Here is a 17,772-nt window from a genome sequence, read left to right as displayed (position 1 = left end):
TTTAATCCTTAGTTTGCAACAGTGCGATGGTGCGGTTCATTTCGTTAAACACGATGTTAAGACCTTCATCGAAGCCCATGCCCGGTTTGATCAGCATGCGCATCGGGCGAGCGGCGAGGGCCACGTGCACGCAGGTGCGGGCGCTGATTTCCGTCTCGTTACAGGTACCGCCCTGATAGGCTTCCATGCCGTGTTTGTTGCAATACAGCACCGCATCAACGATGTTGTGAATACCGCCCAGATCCGGGGTTTTTATCTGCACCATGTGGCAGCTGCCTGCATCGGTGAAGTCCACAATGTCCTGATAGGTGTTACACCACTCATCGGCAACGATTTTCACGCCGGAACCCAGGCGCATCAGCTCGTGGGTGATGGCGGTCAGCAGGCGGATCTGATCCGGCTTGTTACCCGCATCCACCGGCCCCTCGATGTACAGCGGCAGGCCCTGGGCCTCTTTTTCGAGGCTGGCGATATACGCGGCGCAACGTACCGGATCCATATCGAAAATCAGACCGATAGTGCCGTACACGTCGATGTGCAGCGTCGGGCGATAGCGCGGGCTGGTGCGCAGGCTTAAGATGCGGTCGGATAACCAGCGCACATACTCACGCAGTTTTTCCCCCTTCAGGCCCAGCTTCTCTTCCACGTTGTTGATAAGCGCATGCGGCAGTACGTCAACGCCTTTGAGGATCATCTTGTCGACGGCGATATAGCGGTCGTCGCCGCTCTGACCAAATAACGGAATGGCTTCCGGGACGCATGGCAGTTGCCATTCATCACAAACAACTTCCGTTTTCAGACGGCCGGTCGCCAGTGCCGCCGCGTCGAGCAACGCCTGCGACAGGCCATAACGGACGGCGGTATGCAGCAGATGGCCGTCTATACGCAGTTCGTCAAAGAAGCGGGCGTTCGTCAGGAACCGGTCAACGTCACGGCCTTCCAGCAGCGGCTTGATGTGATCGTTGAGGAACGGAATGAAGTGTTCAGCCAGGAACAGCGGATCGCGACCGCCTGCGCCTGAGTATTGCACCGCTGCGCAATCGCCCACCGCCACCGCACCGTTTTCCAGAATCAGCTGTACGGATACGCATTCACCCGCCTGACGAACGGACGTAAATCCAGGCGTTACCGGATTGCCGGTATAGATAAAACCGTCATGCCCGGCGCCGTTTTTGATGGCCTGCTGATCGTCGAAATAGAACGAGGAGTAGCCTGCGGTGAAAAGGGCCTGTTTAATTTTCATTATGGTCTTCCTATTAATTTACTGTGGGATACCGCGTTGATGTCATCAACAACCATCTGGAATGAGGGCTTACGGCCTTCAAAACGCGCGCGCTCGGCGACGTAATCGTGATGCAGGGCGAGGATATCTTTCGGCAGCGGAACCGCGCCGGCTTCCAGCACGCGAATGGCACCGGCGTTATCACGAACCGGCAGAATTTTGCCCGCGTTGCAGGAGGCGGGCGCGAACGGTACGTCCAGCACGCCAGCTTCAAACGCCAGCACCGTTCCGCGCGCGACATCGCCGTTGCCCAACTCGAAGACTTTCTTCAGCACGGCGCGGACTTCGCTCTTAATGAGCTCGACTTCCTGCTCGACGGCGGCACACGGCGGGAATTTCTGATCGCTGACCATGTTGAGCATCTGGCGCGAGGCCTTCAGCCCCTGGGCGTTTGCGGCGGCGGTCGGAATACCGAAGGCTTCGTGCGGGCTCTTGGTGATCACTTTGGTCGCCCCGGACATACCGGCAACCGCTGCGCCCCAGGAGATAATGGCAAACGCTTTCGACTCATCTTCCGGGAAGCCGCCCATCCACTGGTGGAAGACGGTACTCAGCTCGTAATCGTCAAATCCGTGGTTATGGAAATATTCGTGGGACAATTCACGCAGAGCCTGAATAGCGGCGATATCCTGCGTCAGGCTACCGACCTGGCCGTAGCCAACGGTAATTGACTTCACGCCCTGTTCCAGCGCCAGCAGACCTTCGATAATCGCCACCGAGTGGGACACAAACGGCGGGATCAGGGTGCCGGTCAGCGGGCCAAACGGTTCACGGTTAATGCGAATACCTTGTTCTTCATACAGGCCCATCAGGCGGTCGCAGTACTGCCAGTCGCGGATGGATTTTTCCAGGGTGACGCGCTTAGCGTACGGAATGTTGTAGGAGATACCGCCGCCTTCATAGCTGGTAAAGCCGCTGGCCATAGCGATCTCCGCCAGCAGGCGCGCATCTGGCGTGCCGTGACGTACCTGAATCGGTTTCTCCAGCGCTTCAGTCATGCGACGGCAGGCGGCGACGCCGTGGTTGACGACCGGTAAGCCGTTAAGTTTGGAGGTGCCCGCTTCGATGGATTTTTGGATCCCTACCGCCGCCTCTTCATAACGATTCAGACGGGTGTAGGCATCGATGGTGCTGGGCAGCAAATCGCACTCTTCCTGCAGCGTTTTGAGCAGGGCGATGTGTTCATCCATTAGCGCTACGCCTGCGCGCGGCTGGCTCAGGGTTTTACCTTCCTGGTCGGCCTTCAGTAGTGCGTGAGAAAAGCGTTTTTGCTCAGGAATGGTTTGCTGGTACTTCACGCCATCTTCGAAGTTCTCAACGTCCTTGCCGGTATGCCAGGTTTGCAAGACCTGTTGCCGCTCAGTCATGAATTCGTCATGGGTTAGCTTTTTATTTCGAAGTTCCATTCGTTGCTGCCTTAGGTTTTATAGGGTTAAACAATGAATACTGGTGCGAGCCGCCGCCTGCGGGTCCAGCCTGGCGACATTCGCCAGCAGAGGAAGCAGACCTTTTGCATCGCGGTAATAGTCAAACTGCCCAGGTAAAAGAACGCGTCTGCTGCTGTCGTCCAGCTCGCGGTACTTCAGCCAGCGATGAACATCGAACTGGCTGGCGCGGGAGAGCCATCCTCCGGAGCCCACCACTTTGCGCACGGTGGTCAGATCGCGCCCCGTCTGCAAATCGACGTTGCCTACGCAGGTACAAACCTGTTTTTTGGTGCCCGCATGGCGCTCGCTGGCGTACCCAACGCACAGCCCGGCCAGCAGCGTGTCGAAATGCTTTTCTTCTTCGGTGACAGGCAGATAGTCCGGATGTGCGACCAGATGGCGCAGATAGCCATAAAAAGCTTCCTGGCGCTGAGGCTGATGGGCGAACACCACGTTCACCAGTTCCTGTGTACTTTCGCCGACCACCATCGCCGAGACGCGCATGCCGAGGTCTCCCTCTACGGTGCGTTTCACAAACGGCTCAGGCACGCCGTGCAGAACGGTATCCGGGGAGAGCATGTTGGCGCTGGCGGAATAGACGTCGGTGGTGGCACCGCCCATGTCGATCAGCATGAATTCTTTCCACGCGCTGTCGACATCGCTGATCGCTTTCACCAGCTCGTAGACGGTCCACGGCGTGGGCATCGGCTCTTCGCCGGTTTCCCCGACGATAACGTCCAGTCCTTTCCCCTTCACGATGCGGGACAGAAAGACATCGCAGATGGCCTTGCGGGCGGCATACGGATTCGGGTGATCGAGGTCAGGCAAAACGTTGTCGACCACGATCAGATCCTTGTGGCCAAGAATGGTCTGCACGTCGTCCTGAATATCGCGATTTCCGGCGTAGATAATGGCGCAATCCAGCTTTGACGCTGCCAGCGTGCGGGCATTGGCAAGACCGTAGCTCTCTTCTCCTCCGTCCGTACCGCCCGTGAACAGCAGGATGTCCGGCGGGGAGTCCTCCAGCGTCTGGATATCGTGGCGGTTCAGTTTGTAGGCGTAATACTGGGCGATTTTGGCGCCCGCTGAATGGGCAGTGACTTTGGCTGACTCCAGGGTTATCGATGGCACCAGACCCATTGCGGCAACGGCGAGCCCGCCTTTTGCTGACGAAGAGTATTTCAGCGTAACGTCCCCGCTGTTCAGCAAAGGTCGCGCATCGGCAACGTTTAGCACCTGGTTCAGGCTGGTGAAGAAACCTTCTGCCAGATGGTGGGTCGTCGTCGGGGTCAGAACGTGGTTGACCAACGTTAGCCCATCACCCTCCGGCGTGAAGAGTGCGGCTTTGGTCCACGTCGAGCCTATGTCGACAGAGACGATTTGCATCAGAAGCCCTCTTCAAGACAGAGCTCTTCAACGCGCTGACGCTGCTGTATATCGTTCGCCATCAGCTGGCAGACGTCTTCCAGGTCGTGGCTTGGGGCGAAAACGCGGTTGAAGCCCATCTCTTTGAATTTGGCTTCGATGTCGGCGAAATCGTGCTTACCCACGACCAGATTACCGCCCACAAAAAGCAGAATGTCGCCGATACCGCGTTCGATGCAGCGCTCGCGCAGCCCCAGGCAGTCGATGTCGCCATGGCCGTAGATGGATGACACGACAATAGCATCAGCACCCGTTTCGATGGCCGCATCAATATATTCATCCTGGCTCACCATCACACCAAGATTGATGACGTGAAAATCATGGGAAGTAAAAACGCGGTCCAGAACTTTATTGCCTACCGCATGGCAGTCAGCACCAATGACGCCAATAACAAGTGTTGATTTCTTCATGGGTAATCCTCTGTAGGGCTGATAGTGAAAATAAAGTGGGTATTAAGAACGGTTAATGTACATTGGGTCTGTTAATGGTGTTGGAGTGTGTTTTGAAGACGAAAGGGAAGCAATTGATCTATTTTCAAAAAATCCTTCCAAAAATGATGATGGTAATGGCTCTGCATTTAAAGCTCTTTTGTATCAATCATTTGTGAGTCATTCTTTTTAGGTTTGATATTTATCTGTAAACGTCATTGACAAAACCATTGTAATATTTGTGATCGCGCGCCTGTTTTATTGTCGAAGGTGGTTAATATGTTTTTTTAAGCATAATGGCCAAAGCAATAATGTCGTAATGGCAGAGGGAAGGCGGTATTCACTGTTTTATTGATATTGGTCATAAACACCATTCGTAAAATTAAGAAAGAGTGATGAATACATCAAATTTTTGACGTGCAGAGGGGATGTATAATTCAGCGCTAATTTTAATTATCCGCTTTCTTGCGTCTTTAAATATTTAAATCTGAGGATATAACGATGAGTAAAGGGAAAGTTTGGCTTGTAGGGGCCGGGCCTGGCGATGCGTCTTTGATTACGGTAAAAGGTCTGCACTGTATCCGCCATGCGGAGGTGATTGTTCACGATCGCCTGGTTAACCCCGAACTCCTGGCTCAGGCTCCGGCAGGCTGTCTGATTATTGATGTCGGTAAAACCCCAAGCCATCATCCGGTGCCTCAGGAACAAATTAATGCCTTGCTGGTCAAGCATGCCGGGGAGGGGCGGCAGGTGGTGCGCCTGAAAGGTGGTGATCCCTACGTTTTCGGTCGCGGGGGCGAAGAGGCCGAGCAACTGGCGAAAGACGGCCTGGCGTTCGAAATTGTGCCGGGGATCAGTTCTGCGATTGGCGGGCTGGCCTATGCCGGGATCCCGGTCACGCACCGTCATTACGCCTCCAGTTTTCATATTGTGACCGGTCATATGTGCCAGGGGAACGATCCGCAAAACTGGCATGCCCTGGCGCAAATCAACGGAACGCTGGTCATTCTGATGGGAATGACCCGGCTGACGGAAATCTGCCAGCAGCTCATCGAGGGAGGCATGTCCGCCGGGACGCCGGTGGCGGTGGTGATGTATGCCAGCCAGTCTCGTCAGCAGATGGCCAAAGGTACGCTGATCGATATCCACCTCGAAGTTGAACGTCAAAAACTGCATGCTCCTGCGCTTATCGTCGTCGGTGAAGTGGTCAACCTGCAGGAGATACTGGCGTTTTCCGCATCACATATCGCCCTGAATCAGGTTGTTGTCTGATGTTATCCTGACATTTTCGAAATGACCGAGTGAAACGAATGAGTGAGCATGGTGGTAACGTCCTGGAAACGGGGCTGCAGTTGGGGATCGATCCCGAGTTGCTGTTGGACTTTAGTGCGAATATCAATCCGTTAGGGCTACCCGAGCGCGTCAGGTCGCTCATTGTGTCCCATCTGGATATCATCATGCAGTACCCGGACGTTGAATACCGTCATCTTCATCAGGCGTTGGCCAGAGCCAGTCAGTGTGACTATGACCAGACGATTGCCGGCAATGGCGAAACGGAGCTGATCTATGGCCTGGTGCGAACGCTTGCCCCTCGCCGGGCGATGCTGTTGGTGCCGGGCTTTGCCGAATATCGCCGGGCATTACAGCAGCAGGGTTGCGAGATAATCGACTATGCGCTGAGTGAGCAGAACGGCTTCCAGGTCGATGCCTCCCTACTGGACGCCGTTCGCGCACACAGGCCCGATTGCCTGTTCATCGCGACGCCAAATAACCCTACCGGACTCATGCCTGATGCCGCTCTTCTCGACAGGCTGGCCTCGCTGTGCGAAGCGCAGCAGATTTCGCTGATTGTTGATGAAGCTTTTATCGATTTTCTGCCGCAGGGCTCCACGCTGGCGCCACGGCTGGCTGAGTCACGCTATCTTTACCTGCTGCGTTCCCTGACAAAATTCTTTGCCATTCCCGGACTGCGTCTTGGGTATCTGCTGAGCGGAAATACGCAAACCATTCGTCAGCTGAAACGCACCCGTGAGCCCTGGTCCGTGAATGCCTTCTCGGCGCTTGTGGGGCAACATTTGCTGCTGGATGAGGACTATATTGCTCGCAGCCACGCCTTTATCGCCCGGGAGCGGGATTTCCTGTGGCAGGCGATGACGCGCTTTTCATCGCTGGCGGTCTGGGAGCCGCAGGCCAATTTTATTTTCTTCCGCTGCCTGCGTCAGGGGTTCGACCTGAAGGCGGCGCTGCTCGGCCATCATATCCTTATCCGCCACTGCGAAAACTACCCAGGGCTCGATCGCGACTACTACCGGATTGCCGTGCGTACCGAAGCGGAGAACCGCCGGTTTATTGACGCGTTGACTCACGTTTTACAAGGCTAAGGCAATGGACTATTTCCCGATTTTTTGCAACCTGAAGGGGAAACGCTGTCTGATCGTCGGTGGCGGGCAGGTGGCGACGCATAAGGCAAAGGGGCTGCTGGCCGCCGGGGCGGTGCTGCATCTGGTTGCGCCCACCCTGACGCCGGAACTTGCCAGTCTGCACGCGTGCGGTGACATCGAGTGGTTCCCGGCGACGTTTTCGCCACAGTATCTGCAATCATGCTGGCTGGTCATTGCCGCGACCAGCGATCCGCAGGTGAACCTTCAGGTCGCCGGGGCCGCCAGCGCGGAGCGTATCTTTTGCAATGTCGTGGACGACCCTTCTGCTGCCACCTTTATCTCACCGGCCATTATCGACCATTCGCCGGTCATTATTGCGCTGAGCTGCGGAGGCAACGCGCCAGTGTACAGCAAGATCCTCAAAGCGCATGTTGCCGCCCATCTTCCTCCGGGCATGCGGGAAAGCGTGCGGCTGGCGGGGGCGCTTCGTGAAAGGGTAAATGGCGCATGCGGTGACCGGGAGCGCAAGCGTGCATTTTGGGGCGCGTTCTTCCGGCATGTTCCGCTGCAGCAGGCTTTAGCTCAGAAACAAGAGCAAGAGATTAAGCAGCAGGTCGAGTGGCTCATTGAGCACAGGCTGCTGTCAGAGTAGCGTCACGCCACCTTTTACCATCCGCAGCAGGTGTTGTTCAGGCCAGTGGCGGGTGAGCTGTTTTTTCGCCAGCAGCCATTTCACATAATCGACATCGTCTTTATTTCTGTCCAGCATCAGTCCCACGACGCTGCCGCTGTGCGCCACGTTCACACCGTAGATGCCGCACTCCTCAACCAGTGAGAGCAGGGCGTCAAAATCCGGTTTAGGCAACAGCGTCTGGCTGGCGATGGCGCTGAGAGTTGCCGCTTCGCCCAGCCGGTAAGGGTTTTGCGTTATACAGGATTCCTGTACTTTTTCCCATGCGCGTTGCAGCGCCGGCGCACCGGCATGTAACCCCGCCTGACGCGGGATGCGGTGGTAATCTGCCGTGCGCAGCGTTTGCGGACTTTCAAGAACAAGCAGGTCGAGATCGGGCTGGGCGTCGCAGGCAATCTGCGTGGAAGCGTCGTTATGATCGAAAAGGGTCAACTGGCGAAACACGGTACTGTCGGTGGGTTCGAGCGAAACGCAGAGCGTTGCCAGCGTGCTTTCGTCGAGCTGGTGCCCCAGATGGTGGGCGGTGGCGACGGCGGTGGCGGCAATATCTGCGGTGCTGCTGGCCATCCCTTTGGCAATCGGGATGGTCGAGTGCACGTCAATGCGGATATCCTGGCTCAACTGCGCCGGGTAGTGCCAGTGCTGCAATAACCGCTCGACCATCGCGCGCGACAGCGGGCGTTCATCCGCCAGGGACGCACCCTGACTCACCTCAACAGTGCTGTACCATTCGACAGGGCAGGAGACCAGCTTTTCACTGCCCAAAATCCAGCCCTGGATAAGCTCACCGCACGACGCGGGGCATTGCGCAACAGCCACCTTTCCACCTTTCTGGTCAGCAATTTCTGAAGCATAGTGTCATGAGGATCTCGCGCTTGCCATGATATACCGCAAATTCCCCCCTGGATTATCTACATATTATTCGGCGATCCTGCTGAACGCGTAACGCCTCAATAAAATCACACGGACCTGTGTTGAATAGCAATATTATGTTATTGCCGGGTTTTAATATCCTGATGAATTTTGATCACGATAAAATGAAAAAATATCAAGTGGTGCAATAACTTGTCATAGCGCAATAAATGTCGAGATTTTAAGCGTAATTATCTTTGCTTTTTATTTTTTGTGATAAAACGTTGAGTTATTGAGAAAGACGTCAATTATTCTGACGCCACGTTTTACTCAGCATGTATTTCATTTGCGGTTAAGTATTTGCCTAAGATGAATTGAAGCGCCGTAAATAGCGTTGCTGTTTTGATAATGTGCTGTTTCTCATAATGTAAGCCGACAGGTTTGCCACATTTGTGGTAGGGAAGGGGGTGACAATCCCCCGCAGCCCCCGCTGCTGTGATGCTGACGACCCCGTAATGACCACTGATCGTGAGATTGGGAAGGACGGGCGAGGAGGACGCTAAGCCAGAAGACCTGCCTGTCGGGAACGTTCAACAACTTCGGTGGGAAGTGGGTTGTACTGATGCATCATACAGTCGAAAGACTGGGACTACGTGTATCTATACCTCCCTACCACCCTGGACAGGATCAGGGCCATGGCGGCAAAGCAGTACGCGTTTGTTCTGGCAGGTACCGGAAGCGGCTGTGGTAAAACCACGGTAACGCTTGGCCTGTTGAGTCTGTTAATGCAGCGTGGGTTACGCGTCCAGCCATACAAAGTGGGCCCTGACTATCTTGATACCGGCTGGCATACCAAAGTCAGCGGTACGTCCTCCCGCAACCTCGACAGCTTCATGCTTCCTGAACCGATACTTAATGCGCTGTTTTGCGAGCATATGCAGCAGGCGGATATCGCGGTCATTGAAGGCGTGATGGGGCTGTATGACGGCTACGGCACCGATCCGAATTATTGCAGCACCGCCGCGATGGCAAAACAGCTGGGTTGTCCGGTGATTCTTCTGGTGGACGGCAAGGCGGTTTCTACTTCTATTGCCGCTACCGTAATGGGCTTTCAGCGATTTGATCCCTCCCTCAATATTGCGGGGGTGATTGTCAATCGCGTCAATAGCGAATCGCATTATCAGTTGCTCAAAACGGCAATTGAGCACTACTGCACGGTGCCCGTCCTGGGCTATGTGCCGCGCGTTGAGGGCGTCGGTTTGCCCGAGCGCCATCTCGGATTGGTCACCGCCCGGGAGTCGGTCGCGGACCCGCAGACCTGGCAGAATTTTGCCGCCGTTCTCGAACGTACGCTGGATATCGGGCAACTTCTCGCGCTCAGCCAGATGGCGTCGCTGCCGCAGGGCACATGGCCCGCGCTTCCTGACGGGGACGCCGGGCGCGGTTTAACGCTCGCGATGGCCGATGACGACGCCTTCAACTTCTATTACCCGGATAACATCACGCTACTCGAACGTACCGGGGTCGACATTATCCGCTTTAGCCCCCTGCGCGATAGCCATTTACCTGACTGCCAGATGGTCTGGCTCGGGGGCGGTTACCCGGAACTGTACGCGGCACGGCTTACGGAAAACACCAGCATGCTCGCCAGCCTGCGGGAGGCGCATCGTCGCGGCGTGGCGATCTACGCCGAGTGTGGTGGGCTGATGTATCTCGGCAGCACGCTGGAAGATAGCGAGGGTGTCACTCACCGGATGGCTAACATTATCCCCGGCCACAGCAGGATGGGTAAACGGCTGACCCGTTTTGGCTATTGTGAGGCGCAGGCGCGCCAGCCCACGCTGCTGGCCGATAGCGGCGAGGTGCTGCGTGGGCATGAATTTCACTATTCCGACTTCTCTCCCCAAACCCCTGCGGTACTGGCGTGCCGCAAAGTGCGCGATGGTGTAACGATGCAGGAATGGGCGGGCGGCTGGCAGGTTGGTAACACGTTCGCAAGCTACCTGCACCTCCACTTTGCCCAACGCCCCCTGATGCTCAGCCGCTGGCTGACCGCGGCGAGGGGAGCGTTATGACCCTGATTGCCTGGTGCGTCGCGTGGCTGCTCGATGTCATCATCGGCGACCCGCAAAACTGGCCGCATCCGGTGCGCTGGATAGGTAACCTGATCAACGCGGTGCAGCGGGGTATTCGCCGCTGCTGCCATAGCGACGCGGCGTTACGCGTTGGCGGCGGCGTCATGTGGCTGGTGGTCGTGGGACTGACCTGGGGCATGGCCTGGGGCGTGCTGGCGCTTGGACGGATGGTTCATCCCTGGCTGGGTTGGGCAATTGAGGTGTGGATGACGTTTACCGTGCTGGCCGGGCGCTGTCTGGCAAACGCCGCACGGGACGTTGAACGCCCTCTGCGAGCGGGCGACCTTAATGAAAGCCGCGAAAAACTCTCATGGATAGTGGGGCGCGATACGTCTCAGCTTCAGCCGGAACAGATCAACCGGGCGGTGGTGGAGACCGTCGCGGAGAACACGGTTGACGGCGTTATCGCCCCGCTGTTCTTCCTCCTGCTGGGCGGTGCGCCGCTGGCGATGGCCTATAAAGCGGTGAATACCCTCGATTCAATGGTGGGCTACAAGCACGAAAAATACCGCGCGATCGGCATGGTCAGCGCCCGTATGGATGACGTGGCGAACGCCATCCCCGCGCGCCTGAGCTGGCTCTTGCTGAGCATTGCGGCGTGGCTATGCCGTGACAATCCCTCCCGCGCGCTGCGCGTCGGCTGGCGCGACCGCTACAACCACAGCAGCCCCAACTGCGCGTGGGCTGAAGCGACGGTTGCCGGTGCGCTGGGCATCCGGCTTGGTGGACCCAACACCTATTTTGGCCAGCGCGTGGAAAAGCCGTGGATTGGCGACGCGCTGCGCCCGATTGCGGTAGACGACATTTCCCGAACGATTCGACTGATGTGGGTTTCCTCCATCCTGGCGCTGGCGCTGTTTATCGCAGCACGCTGGCTGATGGCTGGCGTGGCCTGAGGACAAGAGACTATGCAATACATCCAGCAACCCCAGGCGATTGAAGCCAAAAGTTTCGACATCATTGGCGAGATAATTCGCGAAACGCGGCCGGAATACCGGTTCGCCAGCCCGCTGCATGAGGCGATCGTCAAGCGGGTGATCCATACCACCGCAGATTTTGACTGGCTGGATATTCTCTGGTTTTCAGATGACGCGCTGGAGCAGCTTTGCGCGGCGCTCCGTCGCCCGTCCGTTATCTATACCGATACCACGATGGCGCTCTCCGGGATCAACAAAACGCTGCTCGCCACATTCGGGGGTGAATGTCGCTGCTATATCAGCGACCCGCGGGTGGTGGCGCAGGCAAAAGCACAGGGAATCACCCGCTCGATGGCGGCAGTGGATATCGCGGTGACGGAAGAGAGCGAGAAGGTCTTCGTCTTTGGCAATGCGCCAACGGCGCTGTTTCGCCTGCTTGAGCATGATGTTGCCGTCAGCGGCGTGGTGGGGGTACCGGTGGGGTTTGTGGGGGCGGCGGAATCGAAAGAGGCGCTGACGCACAGCAATTTGCCCGCTATTGCGGCGCTTGGGCGCAAAGGCGGCAGCAATGTGGCGGCGGCGATCGTGAACGCCATGCTTTATTACCTGCAGGGGGCGCGATGAGTGATTCAACCTTCGATGCCCCGGTATGGCATAACGGGAAGGCATTACGTAAAGGCTACACCACCGGTTCCTGTGCGACCGCGGCAGCGAAAGTCGCCGCACTGATGGTGCTGCGCCAGCACCTCATTCATCAGGTCTCCATTGTGACGCCCTCCGGCGTCACGCTGTGCCTGAACGTGGAGTCGCCGCACATTGAAGGGCAGCAGGCGATTGCGGCCATCCGCAAAGACGGCGGAGATGACGTTGACGCCACGCACGGCATGCTGATTTTCGCCCGCGTGACGCTCAACGACAGCGGCGAGATTACGCTGGCGGGCGGCGAAGGCGTGGGGACCGTGACGCGCAAAGGCATTGGCCTGCCCATCGGCAGCGCGGCGATCAACCGCACGCCGCGTCACACCATTGAATCCGCAGTGCGTGAGGCGATTGGCCCGACGCGCGGGGCCAACATTGAAATCTTTGCGCCTGAAGGCGAAGAACGGGCGCAGAAAACCTACAACTCACGCCTCGGCATCCTCGGCGGTATTTCGATCATCGGCACCACCGGCATTGTCACACCGATGTCAGAGGAGAGCTGGAAACGCTCGCTTTCTCTGGAGCTGGAGATTAAACGCGCGGCCGGGCTGGAGCGGGTTGTGCTGGTGCCGGGTAATCATGGCGAGCGCTTTGTGCGCGAGCAGATGGGCATCGATGAAGATGTCGTGGTCACCATGAGCAACTTTGTCGGCTACATGATCGAAGAGGCGGTGCGGTTGGGGTTTCGCCAGATAGTGCTGGTCGGCCATCCTGGCAAACTCATCAAAATTGCCGCCGGGATTTTCCACACCCACAGCCATATCGCCGATGCGCGCATGGAAACGCTGGTGGCACATCTGGCGCTGCTCGGCGCGCCGCTGGAATTACTCACCGTTGTCAGCGAGTGCGATACCACCGAAGCGGCGATGGAGCATATCGAAACCTACGGTTTTCAGCCTATTTACAGCCACCTCGCCGAACGGATCTGCCTGCGCGTAATGCAGATGCTGCGCTTTACCAAAAATCCGCCGACCTGTGACGCCATTATGTTTTCTTTTGATAACCAGGTGCTGGGCAGCAACCGCCCGGTCGAGGCGATAGCCCGGGAGCTGCAATGTTAACGGTCGTGGGAATGGGGCCTGCGGGATTGCACCTGATGACGCCCGCTGCGCGTGAAGCCATCGATCGCGCCGATGCGCTGGTCGGCGGAAAACGCCATCTGCTGCAGTTTCCGGCGTTTTGCGGCGAGACGTTTGTCCTGGGAGCCAACATTCCGGAGCTGCTGGCCTGGGTTGAGGCGCGTCAGGAGAAAAAGGTGGTGATTGTCGCCTCCGGCGATCCGCTCTTTTACGGCATTGGGTCGCGGATGGTGGCGCATTTCGGCATTGCGCGCGTACGCATTATTCCCGGTATCAGCGCGGTGCAGTACCTGTGCGCGCAGGCGGGCATTGATATGAATGAGATGTGGCTCACCAGCAGCCACGGCCGCAGCGTAAACGTTGATGAGCTGGCACGGCATCGCAAAGTGGCGATGGTCACCGACAGCCAGTGCGGGCCGAAAGAGATTGCCGCGCAGCTGGTGGCACGCGGTAAGGGCCATCGCTGGATGGTGATTGGTGAAAACCTGGCAATGGAAAACGAACGGATCCACTGGCTGCCCGTCAGTGCGGTCAGTGCCGACTATGAAATGAATGCGGTGGTGATCCTCGATGAAAGATGAACTGTTTCTGCGCGGCGAAACGGTGCCGATGACCAAAGAGGCGGTACGCGCGCTGGCCCTCACTAAGCTCGAGCTGCACCGCGCCAGCCACCTGATTGATGTAGGCGCGGGAACAGGGAGCGTGTCGATAGAGGCGGCGCTACTGTTTCCCTCGCTGCGCGTGACGGCCATTGAGCGTAACCCTGCGGCCCTGCAGCTGCTTGCGGAAAATCGACAGCATTTTGCCTGTCGCAATATCGCTATTTTGCCCGGCGTTGCGCCGCTACCGGTGGCGGATAAGGCCGATGCGGTATTTATGGGCGGCAGCGGCGGCCATCTGACATCGCTTATTGACTGGTCCCTGCGCCAGTTACATCCAGGCGGACGTCTGGTCATGACGTTTATCCTGATGGAAAACCTCCATACCGCGCTGGCCCATTTGCAGCAGATCGGCGTTCAGGACATTGATTGCCTGCAAATGCAGGTCTCCGCGCTGGCCCCGCTCGGCAGCGGGCACTATTTCAAACCAAATAATCCCGTTTTTGTTATCGCCTGTCAGAAGGAAGAACACCATGTCTGAGACGTTTGATTCCCGTTGCGTGTGGTTTGTCGGTGCAGGTCCCGGTGACCGTGAACTCATCACGCTCAAGGGCTACCGGCTGCTGCAGCAGGCGCAGGTGGTTATCTATGCCGGTTCGCTTATCAATACCGAACTGTTGGCCTATTGCCCGCAAGGAGCCGAATGCCACGACAGCGCGGAACTCCATTTAGAACAGATAATCGACCTGATGGCGGCGGGCGTGAAGGCCGGAAAAACGGTGGTGCGTTTACAGACCGGTGATGTCTCCCTCTACGGCTCCGTCCGGGAGCAGGGTGAAGAGCTGACCAAACGCGGCATCGCCTGGAAGGTGGTGCCTGGCGTCAGCGCCTTCCTCGGCGCCGCGGCGGAGCTTGGGGTGGAATACACCGTGCCTGAAGTCTCACAGAGCCTGATTATTACCCGCCTCGAAGGCCGTACGCCGGTGCCGGCGCGTGAACAGCTGGAGTCATTTGCCAGCCATCAGACCTCAATGGCGATTTATCTCTCGGTCCAGCGTATTCACCGGGTGGCGGAACGTCTGATTGAGGGCGGTTATCCGGCCACCACGCCCGTTGCCGTCATTTATAAAGCGACCTGGCCGGAAAGCCAGACCGTACGCGGCACGCTGGCGGACATCGCCGACAAAGTACGCGAGGCGGGGATCCGCAAAACGGCGCTCATTCTGGTCGGGAAATTCCTGGGCGAGGAGTATCACTACTCAAAACTCTATGCCGCGGATTTTAGCCATGAATACCGTAAAGCCTGAGTCCATCGCACTGTTTTGCCTGACGCCGGGCGGCGTGCGGCTGGCGAAACGCCTGGCGGCGATGCTGCCGGTAACATGCTTCACCAGCGAGCGCTTGCAGGAAGAGGGCTTTGTCTCCTTCGACGGCGGTTTTGCCCCGGCGGTTCGCGAGGCGTTCACGCACTACCCGGCGCTGGTTTTTATCGGCGCAACCGGCATTGCGGTACGCGTCCTGGCGCCTCTCATCCACGACAAACTGAGCGACCCGGCGGTGGTGGTGATCGATGAGCGCGGGCAGCACGTGATTAGCCTGCTTTCCGGCCATGCTGGCGGGGCGAATGCGCTGACCCGCTACCTGGCGGAAATGCTGGGGGCGGACCCGGTGATTACCACCGCCACGGACGTCAACGAGATGGCTGCGCTGGATACCCTTGCCTTCCAGCTGAACGCCCGAATGAGCGATTTCCGAACGACGGTAAAAATCGTCAACCAGATGCTGGTGAGCCATCAGCGGGTAGGGCTGTGGTGGGATGCGGAACTCGATGACGACGTCAGTCAGTGCGACAGGCGCGGGTTTATCACCGTGAACGACCTGCAGCACCTCCCGGAACTGGATGCGCTGGTGTGTATCACGCTGCGCAACACGCTGCCGGAACTGCCGTTGCCGCACTGGAAGCTGGTCCCTCAGCGGGTCGTGGCGGGCATCGGCTGTCGACGCGACACGCCGTTTCCGCTGCTGGCGACGCTGCTGACGCGTCAGCTTGAGGCGCAGCAGTTCGACCCGCTGGCCCTAAAAGCGATTGGCAGCGTCTCCCTTAAAAAAGACGAAGCGGGCCTGCTTCAGCTTGCCGCCTGCTGGCGTGTACCGTTTGAAACCTTTACCGCTGACGCGCTGCGTGAGCACGAACATCGCTTTCCGGCTTCACCGTTTGTACGCCAGACGGTTGGGGTGGGGAGCGTCTCGGGTCCGGCAGCGTGGCTGCTGAGCCATGGGCAACTACGAGGAGAAACCCTGCGCGAACAGGGCGTCACTATCACTTTGGGAGTTTCACACTGATGTTAACCGTAATTGGAATCGGCCCGGGCTCGCAGGCCATGATGACCATGGAAGCCGTAGACGCGCTGCAGGCGGCAGAAATCATCGTTGGCTATAAAACCTATACCCATCTGGTGAAGGCCTTCACCGGCGACAAACAGGTGATCAAAACCGGTATGTGCAAAGAGATTGAGCGCTGTCAGGCGGCGATCGAACTGGCGCAGGCCGGGCATAACGTCGCGCTTATCAGCAGCGGCGACGCCGGTATTTATGGGATGGCGGGGCTGGTGCTGGAGTTGGTCAGCAAACAGAAGCTGGACGTTGAGGTTCGCCTTATCCCCGGGATGACGGCCAGTATCGCCGCCGCGTCTCTGCTTGGCGCGCCGCTGATGCACGATTTTTGCCACATCAGCCTGAGCGATCTGCTGACGCCGTGGCCGGTCATCGAAAAACGCATTGTTGCTGCGGGAGAAGCGGACTTTGTCATCTGTTTCTATAACCCGCGCAGCCGGGGTCGCGAGGGCCATCTGGCGCGCGCGTTCGAGCTGCTGTCCGCCAGCAAAAGTCCGCAAACGCCGGTAGGGGTAGTGAAGTCTGCCGGGCGTAAAAAGCAGGAGAAGTGGCTGACCACGCTGGGCGACATGGACTTTGAACCGGTCGATATGACAAGCCTGGTGATTGTCGGAAATAAAGCCACCTATGTTCAGGAGGAGCTGATGATCACTCCGCGGGGCTATGTGCTGTGAACTATGGCGACGTGCTGGTCATGGGCGGCACCAGCGATGCCCGCGCGATCTGCCAACAGCTTGATGCGGCCGGCGTGGCCTATACCCTGTCGGTGGCGACGCCCACCGGGGAGCGGCTGGCGGGCGACATTAACGGCCGGGTGCGCTGTGGCCGCCTGGAGCCGCAGCAGATGGTTGACTGGCTTGCAAAAAACAGGACCCGCTGGGTGATTGACGCTTCGCATCCCTACGCTGAGGTGGTCAGCCGCAACATCCTGACGGCCTGTGAAACGGTGGGCGTGCTGCTTAGCCGCTATCAGCGCCCCGAACAGCTCAGCGAGCTGACGCATCCGCTGCTTTACAGCGTGCCGGGAATTGACGAGGCCTGCGACATCGCGCGGCGGCTGGGTGAACGCGTGCTGCTGACCACCGGCAGTAAAGATCTGGCGCGCTGGCGCGCCGGGCTGCCGGAGAAAACGCTGCTGGCTCGGGTGCTGCCGGTGCCGGAGGTCCTTGAGCAATGCGCCGGGCTTGGCTTTGGCGTTACCGAGATCTTCGCTATGTGCGGGCCATTCAGCGCTGAGTTTAACGCGGCGTTTTATCGCCAGTGCAGGGCTGACGTGATGATAACCAAAGCGTCCGGTGCGGAAGGCGGTTATCGGGAAAAGGTTCAACCCTGTCTGGATGCGGGCATCCCCTGCATTGTGATTACACGCCCGGCGCCGCTGGTGACGGGAGAGGAGTTACTGGAAAGTCAGGCCGCATTCGCCGGGCGTTTAGCCCGCTGGCTGGCCGCTGCTTAAGGAGTTA

At 58.0% G+C, this 17,772-nt stretch carries 18 protein-coding genes and 1 riboswitch; of the genes, 13 read left to right on the top strand and 5 right to left on the bottom strand.

What is annotated here, in order from left to right:
• Nucleotide 1 precedes the first annotated feature (1 nt).
• From E3U32_RS13405 to glmS, 4 genes are read right to left on the bottom strand one after another with little or no spacing between them, the layout of a single operon-like run.
• Complete coding sequence (locus E3U32_RS13405; protein WP_024907735.1) at nt 2-1,243, bottom strand: methylaspartate ammonia-lyase; 1,242 nt, start codon at nt 1,241-1,243, stop codon at nt 2-4.
• The gene (locus E3U32_RS13400) at nt 1,243-2,688 is read right to left on the bottom strand and encodes a methylaspartate mutase subunit E (protein ID WP_134349178.1); all 1,446 of its coding nucleotides are present in this window, start codon (nt 2,686-2,688) and stop codon (nt 1,243-1,245) included. The genes E3U32_RS13405 and E3U32_RS13400 overlap by 1 nt, the downstream gene beginning before the upstream one ends.
• A gap of 18 nt (nt 2,689-2,706) precedes the next feature.
• A complete protein-coding gene (gene glmL, locus E3U32_RS13395) occupies nt 2,707-4,095 on the bottom strand; it encodes a methylaspartate mutase accessory protein GlmL (RefSeq protein WP_134349177.1) in 1,389 nt (462 codons plus the stop codon).
• Complete coding sequence (gene glmS / locus E3U32_RS13390; protein WP_134349176.1) at nt 4,095-4,544, bottom strand: methylaspartate mutase subunit S; 450 nt, start codon at nt 4,542-4,544, stop codon at nt 4,095-4,097. The genes glmL and glmS overlap by 1 nt, the downstream gene beginning before the upstream one ends.
• Nucleotides 4,545-5,063: 519 nt before the next feature.
• Between glmS and cobA the strand changes: the two genes are divergently transcribed.
• The 3 genes from cobA to E3U32_RS13375 are packed head-to-tail and all read left to right on the top strand — an operon-like array spanning nt 5,064 to nt 7,595.
• Nucleotides 5,064-5,834, top strand: a complete 771-nt coding sequence (cobA, locus tag E3U32_RS13385; protein ID WP_134349175.1) for a uroporphyrinogen-III C-methyltransferase — start codon at nt 5,064-5,066, stop codon at nt 5,832-5,834.
• Between the two features lie 38 nt (nt 5,835-5,872).
• Nucleotides 5,873-6,943 (top strand): threonine-phosphate decarboxylase CobD, encoded by a 1,071-nt coding sequence (gene cobD / locus E3U32_RS13380; RefSeq protein WP_134349174.1) that lies wholly within the window; start codon nt 5,873-5,875, stop codon nt 6,941-6,943.
• 4 nt (nt 6,944-6,947) lie between these two features.
• Nucleotides 6,948-7,595, top strand: a complete 648-nt coding sequence (locus E3U32_RS13375) for a precorrin-2 dehydrogenase/sirohydrochlorin ferrochelatase family protein (protein WP_134349173.1) — start codon at nt 6,948-6,950, stop codon at nt 7,593-7,595.
• Here the strand turns inward: E3U32_RS13375 and E3U32_RS13370 are convergent.
• Nucleotides 7,587-8,453, bottom strand: a complete 867-nt coding sequence (locus E3U32_RS13370; RefSeq protein WP_134349172.1) for an L-threonine kinase — start codon at nt 8,451-8,453, stop codon at nt 7,587-7,589. The two genes, E3U32_RS13375 and E3U32_RS13370, sit on opposite strands and share 9 nt — an antisense overlap.
• Before the next feature lie 453 nt (nt 8,454-8,906).
• Nucleotides 8,907-9,081, top strand: a riboswitch (cobalamin riboswitch).
• A 100-nt stretch (nt 9,082-9,181) separates the two neighbouring features.
• Between E3U32_RS13370 and E3U32_RS13365 the strand changes: the two genes are divergently transcribed.
• Genes E3U32_RS13365 through E3U32_RS13320 form a run of 10 tightly spaced genes read left to right on the top strand, consistent with a single transcriptional unit; the run spans nt 9,182 to nt 17,765 of the window.
• Nucleotides 9,182-10,561, top strand: a complete 1,380-nt coding sequence (locus tag E3U32_RS13365) for a cobyrinate a,c-diamide synthase (RefSeq protein ID WP_134349171.1) — start codon at nt 9,182-9,184, stop codon at nt 10,559-10,561.
• Nucleotides 10,558-11,517 carry an adenosylcobinamide-phosphate synthase CbiB gene (gene cbiB / locus E3U32_RS13360; protein ID WP_134349170.1) on the top strand — a complete coding sequence of 320 codons (960 nt, stop codon included), beginning with the start codon at nt 10,558-10,560 and terminating at the stop codon, nt 11,515-11,517. The genes E3U32_RS13365 and cbiB overlap by 4 nt, the downstream gene beginning before the upstream one ends.
• Before the next feature lie 12 nt (nt 11,518-11,529).
• Nucleotides 11,530-12,162 carry a cobalt-precorrin-8 methylmutase gene (locus tag E3U32_RS13355; RefSeq protein ID WP_049008368.1) on the top strand — a complete coding sequence of 211 codons (633 nt, stop codon included), beginning with the start codon at nt 11,530-11,532 and terminating at the stop codon, nt 12,160-12,162.
• Nucleotides 12,159-13,298, top strand: a complete 1,140-nt coding sequence (gene cbiD / locus E3U32_RS13350; protein ID WP_134349169.1) for a cobalt-precorrin-5B (C(1))-methyltransferase CbiD — start codon at nt 12,159-12,161, stop codon at nt 13,296-13,298. The genes E3U32_RS13355 and cbiD overlap by 4 nt, the downstream gene beginning before the upstream one ends.
• The gene (locus E3U32_RS13345; protein WP_134349168.1) at nt 13,292-13,897 is read left to right on the top strand and encodes a cobalt-precorrin-7 (C(5))-methyltransferase; all 606 of its coding nucleotides are present in this window, start codon (nt 13,292-13,294) and stop codon (nt 13,895-13,897) included. The genes cbiD and E3U32_RS13345 overlap by 7 nt, the downstream gene beginning before the upstream one ends.
• On the top strand, nt 13,887-14,456 hold the full coding sequence (locus E3U32_RS13340; RefSeq protein ID WP_134349167.1) for a decarboxylating cobalt-precorrin-6B (C(15))-methyltransferase: 570 nt from the start codon (nt 13,887-13,889) through the stop codon (nt 14,454-14,456). Before E3U32_RS13345 ends, E3U32_RS13340 begins: the two co-directional genes overlap by 11 nt.
• Nucleotides 14,449-15,222, top strand: a complete 774-nt coding sequence (locus E3U32_RS13335; protein WP_134349166.1) for a cobalt-precorrin-4 methyltransferase — start codon at nt 14,449-14,451, stop codon at nt 15,220-15,222. Before E3U32_RS13340 ends, E3U32_RS13335 begins: the two co-directional genes overlap by 8 nt.
• Nucleotides 15,203-16,258 (top strand): cobalt-precorrin 5A hydrolase, encoded by a 1,056-nt coding sequence (gene cbiG, locus E3U32_RS13330; protein WP_134349165.1) that lies wholly within the window; start codon nt 15,203-15,205, stop codon nt 16,256-16,258. The genes E3U32_RS13335 and cbiG overlap by 20 nt, the downstream gene beginning before the upstream one ends.
• Nucleotides 16,258-16,983: a precorrin-3B C(17)-methyltransferase gene (locus E3U32_RS13325; protein WP_134349164.1), complete on the top strand. Its 726-nt coding sequence runs from the start codon at nt 16,258-16,260 to the stop codon at nt 16,981-16,983. Before cbiG ends, E3U32_RS13325 begins: the two co-directional genes overlap by 1 nt.
• Nucleotides 16,980-17,765 carry a cobalt-precorrin-6A reductase gene (locus tag E3U32_RS13320; protein ID WP_134349163.1) on the top strand — a complete coding sequence of 262 codons (786 nt, stop codon included), beginning with the start codon at nt 16,980-16,982 and terminating at the stop codon, nt 17,763-17,765. The genes E3U32_RS13325 and E3U32_RS13320 overlap by 4 nt, the downstream gene beginning before the upstream one ends.
• Nucleotides 17,766-17,772: the final 7 nt, after the last annotated feature.

It is taken from the genome of Lelliottia nimipressuralis (assembly GCF_004402045.1).
Classification (GTDB): domain Bacteria; phylum Pseudomonadota; class Gammaproteobacteria; order Enterobacterales; family Enterobacteriaceae; genus Enterobacter; species Enterobacter chinensis.
The sequence above is the reverse complement of the archived record's forward strand: the minus strand, read 5'-3'. Positions and strand labels throughout refer to the sequence as shown.

Bases quoted from the DNA above. Each gene is read 5' to 3' on its own strand.
- E3U32_RS13405 (WP_024907735.1), bottom strand. From the start codon at position 1,243: ATGAAAATTAAACAGGCCCTTTTCACCGCAGGCTACTCCTCGTTCTAT.
- E3U32_RS13400 (WP_134349178.1), bottom strand. From the start codon at position 2,688: ATGGAACTTCGAAATAAAAAGCTAACCCATGACGAATTCATGACTGAG.
- glmL (WP_134349177.1), bottom strand. From the start codon at position 4,095: ATGCAAATCGTCTCTGTCGACATAGGCTCGACGTGGACCAAAGCCGCA.
- glmS (WP_134349176.1), bottom strand. From the start codon at position 4,544: ATGAAGAAATCAACACTTGTTATTGGCGTCATTGGTGCTGACTGCCAT.
- cobA (WP_134349175.1), top strand. From the start codon at position 5,064: ATGAGTAAAGGGAAAGTTTGGCTTGTAGGGGCCGGGCCTGGCGATGCG.
- cobD (WP_134349174.1), top strand. From the start codon at position 5,873: ATGAGTGAGCATGGTGGTAACGTCCTGGAAACGGGGCTGCAGTTGGGG.
- E3U32_RS13375 (WP_134349173.1), top strand. From the start codon at position 6,948: ATGGACTATTTCCCGATTTTTTGCAACCTGAAGGGGAAACGCTGTCTG.
- E3U32_RS13365 (WP_134349171.1), top strand. From the start codon at position 9,182: ATGGCGGCAAAGCAGTACGCGTTTGTTCTGGCAGGTACCGGAAGCGGC.
- cbiB (WP_134349170.1), top strand. From the start codon at position 10,558: ATGACCCTGATTGCCTGGTGCGTCGCGTGGCTGCTCGATGTCATCATC.
- E3U32_RS13355 (WP_049008368.1), top strand. From the start codon at position 11,530: ATGCAATACATCCAGCAACCCCAGGCGATTGAAGCCAAAAGTTTCGAC.
- cbiD (WP_134349169.1), top strand. From the start codon at position 12,159: ATGAGTGATTCAACCTTCGATGCCCCGGTATGGCATAACGGGAAGGCA.
- E3U32_RS13345 (WP_134349168.1), top strand. From the start codon at position 13,292: ATGTTAACGGTCGTGGGAATGGGGCCTGCGGGATTGCACCTGATGACG.
- E3U32_RS13340 (WP_134349167.1), top strand. From the start codon at position 13,887: ATGAAAGATGAACTGTTTCTGCGCGGCGAAACGGTGCCGATGACCAAA.
- E3U32_RS13335 (WP_134349166.1), top strand. From the start codon at position 14,449: ATGTCTGAGACGTTTGATTCCCGTTGCGTGTGGTTTGTCGGTGCAGGT.
- cbiG (WP_134349165.1), top strand. From the start codon at position 15,203: ATGAATACCGTAAAGCCTGAGTCCATCGCACTGTTTTGCCTGACGCCG.
- E3U32_RS13325 (WP_134349164.1), top strand. From the start codon at position 16,258: ATGTTAACCGTAATTGGAATCGGCCCGGGCTCGCAGGCCATGATGACC.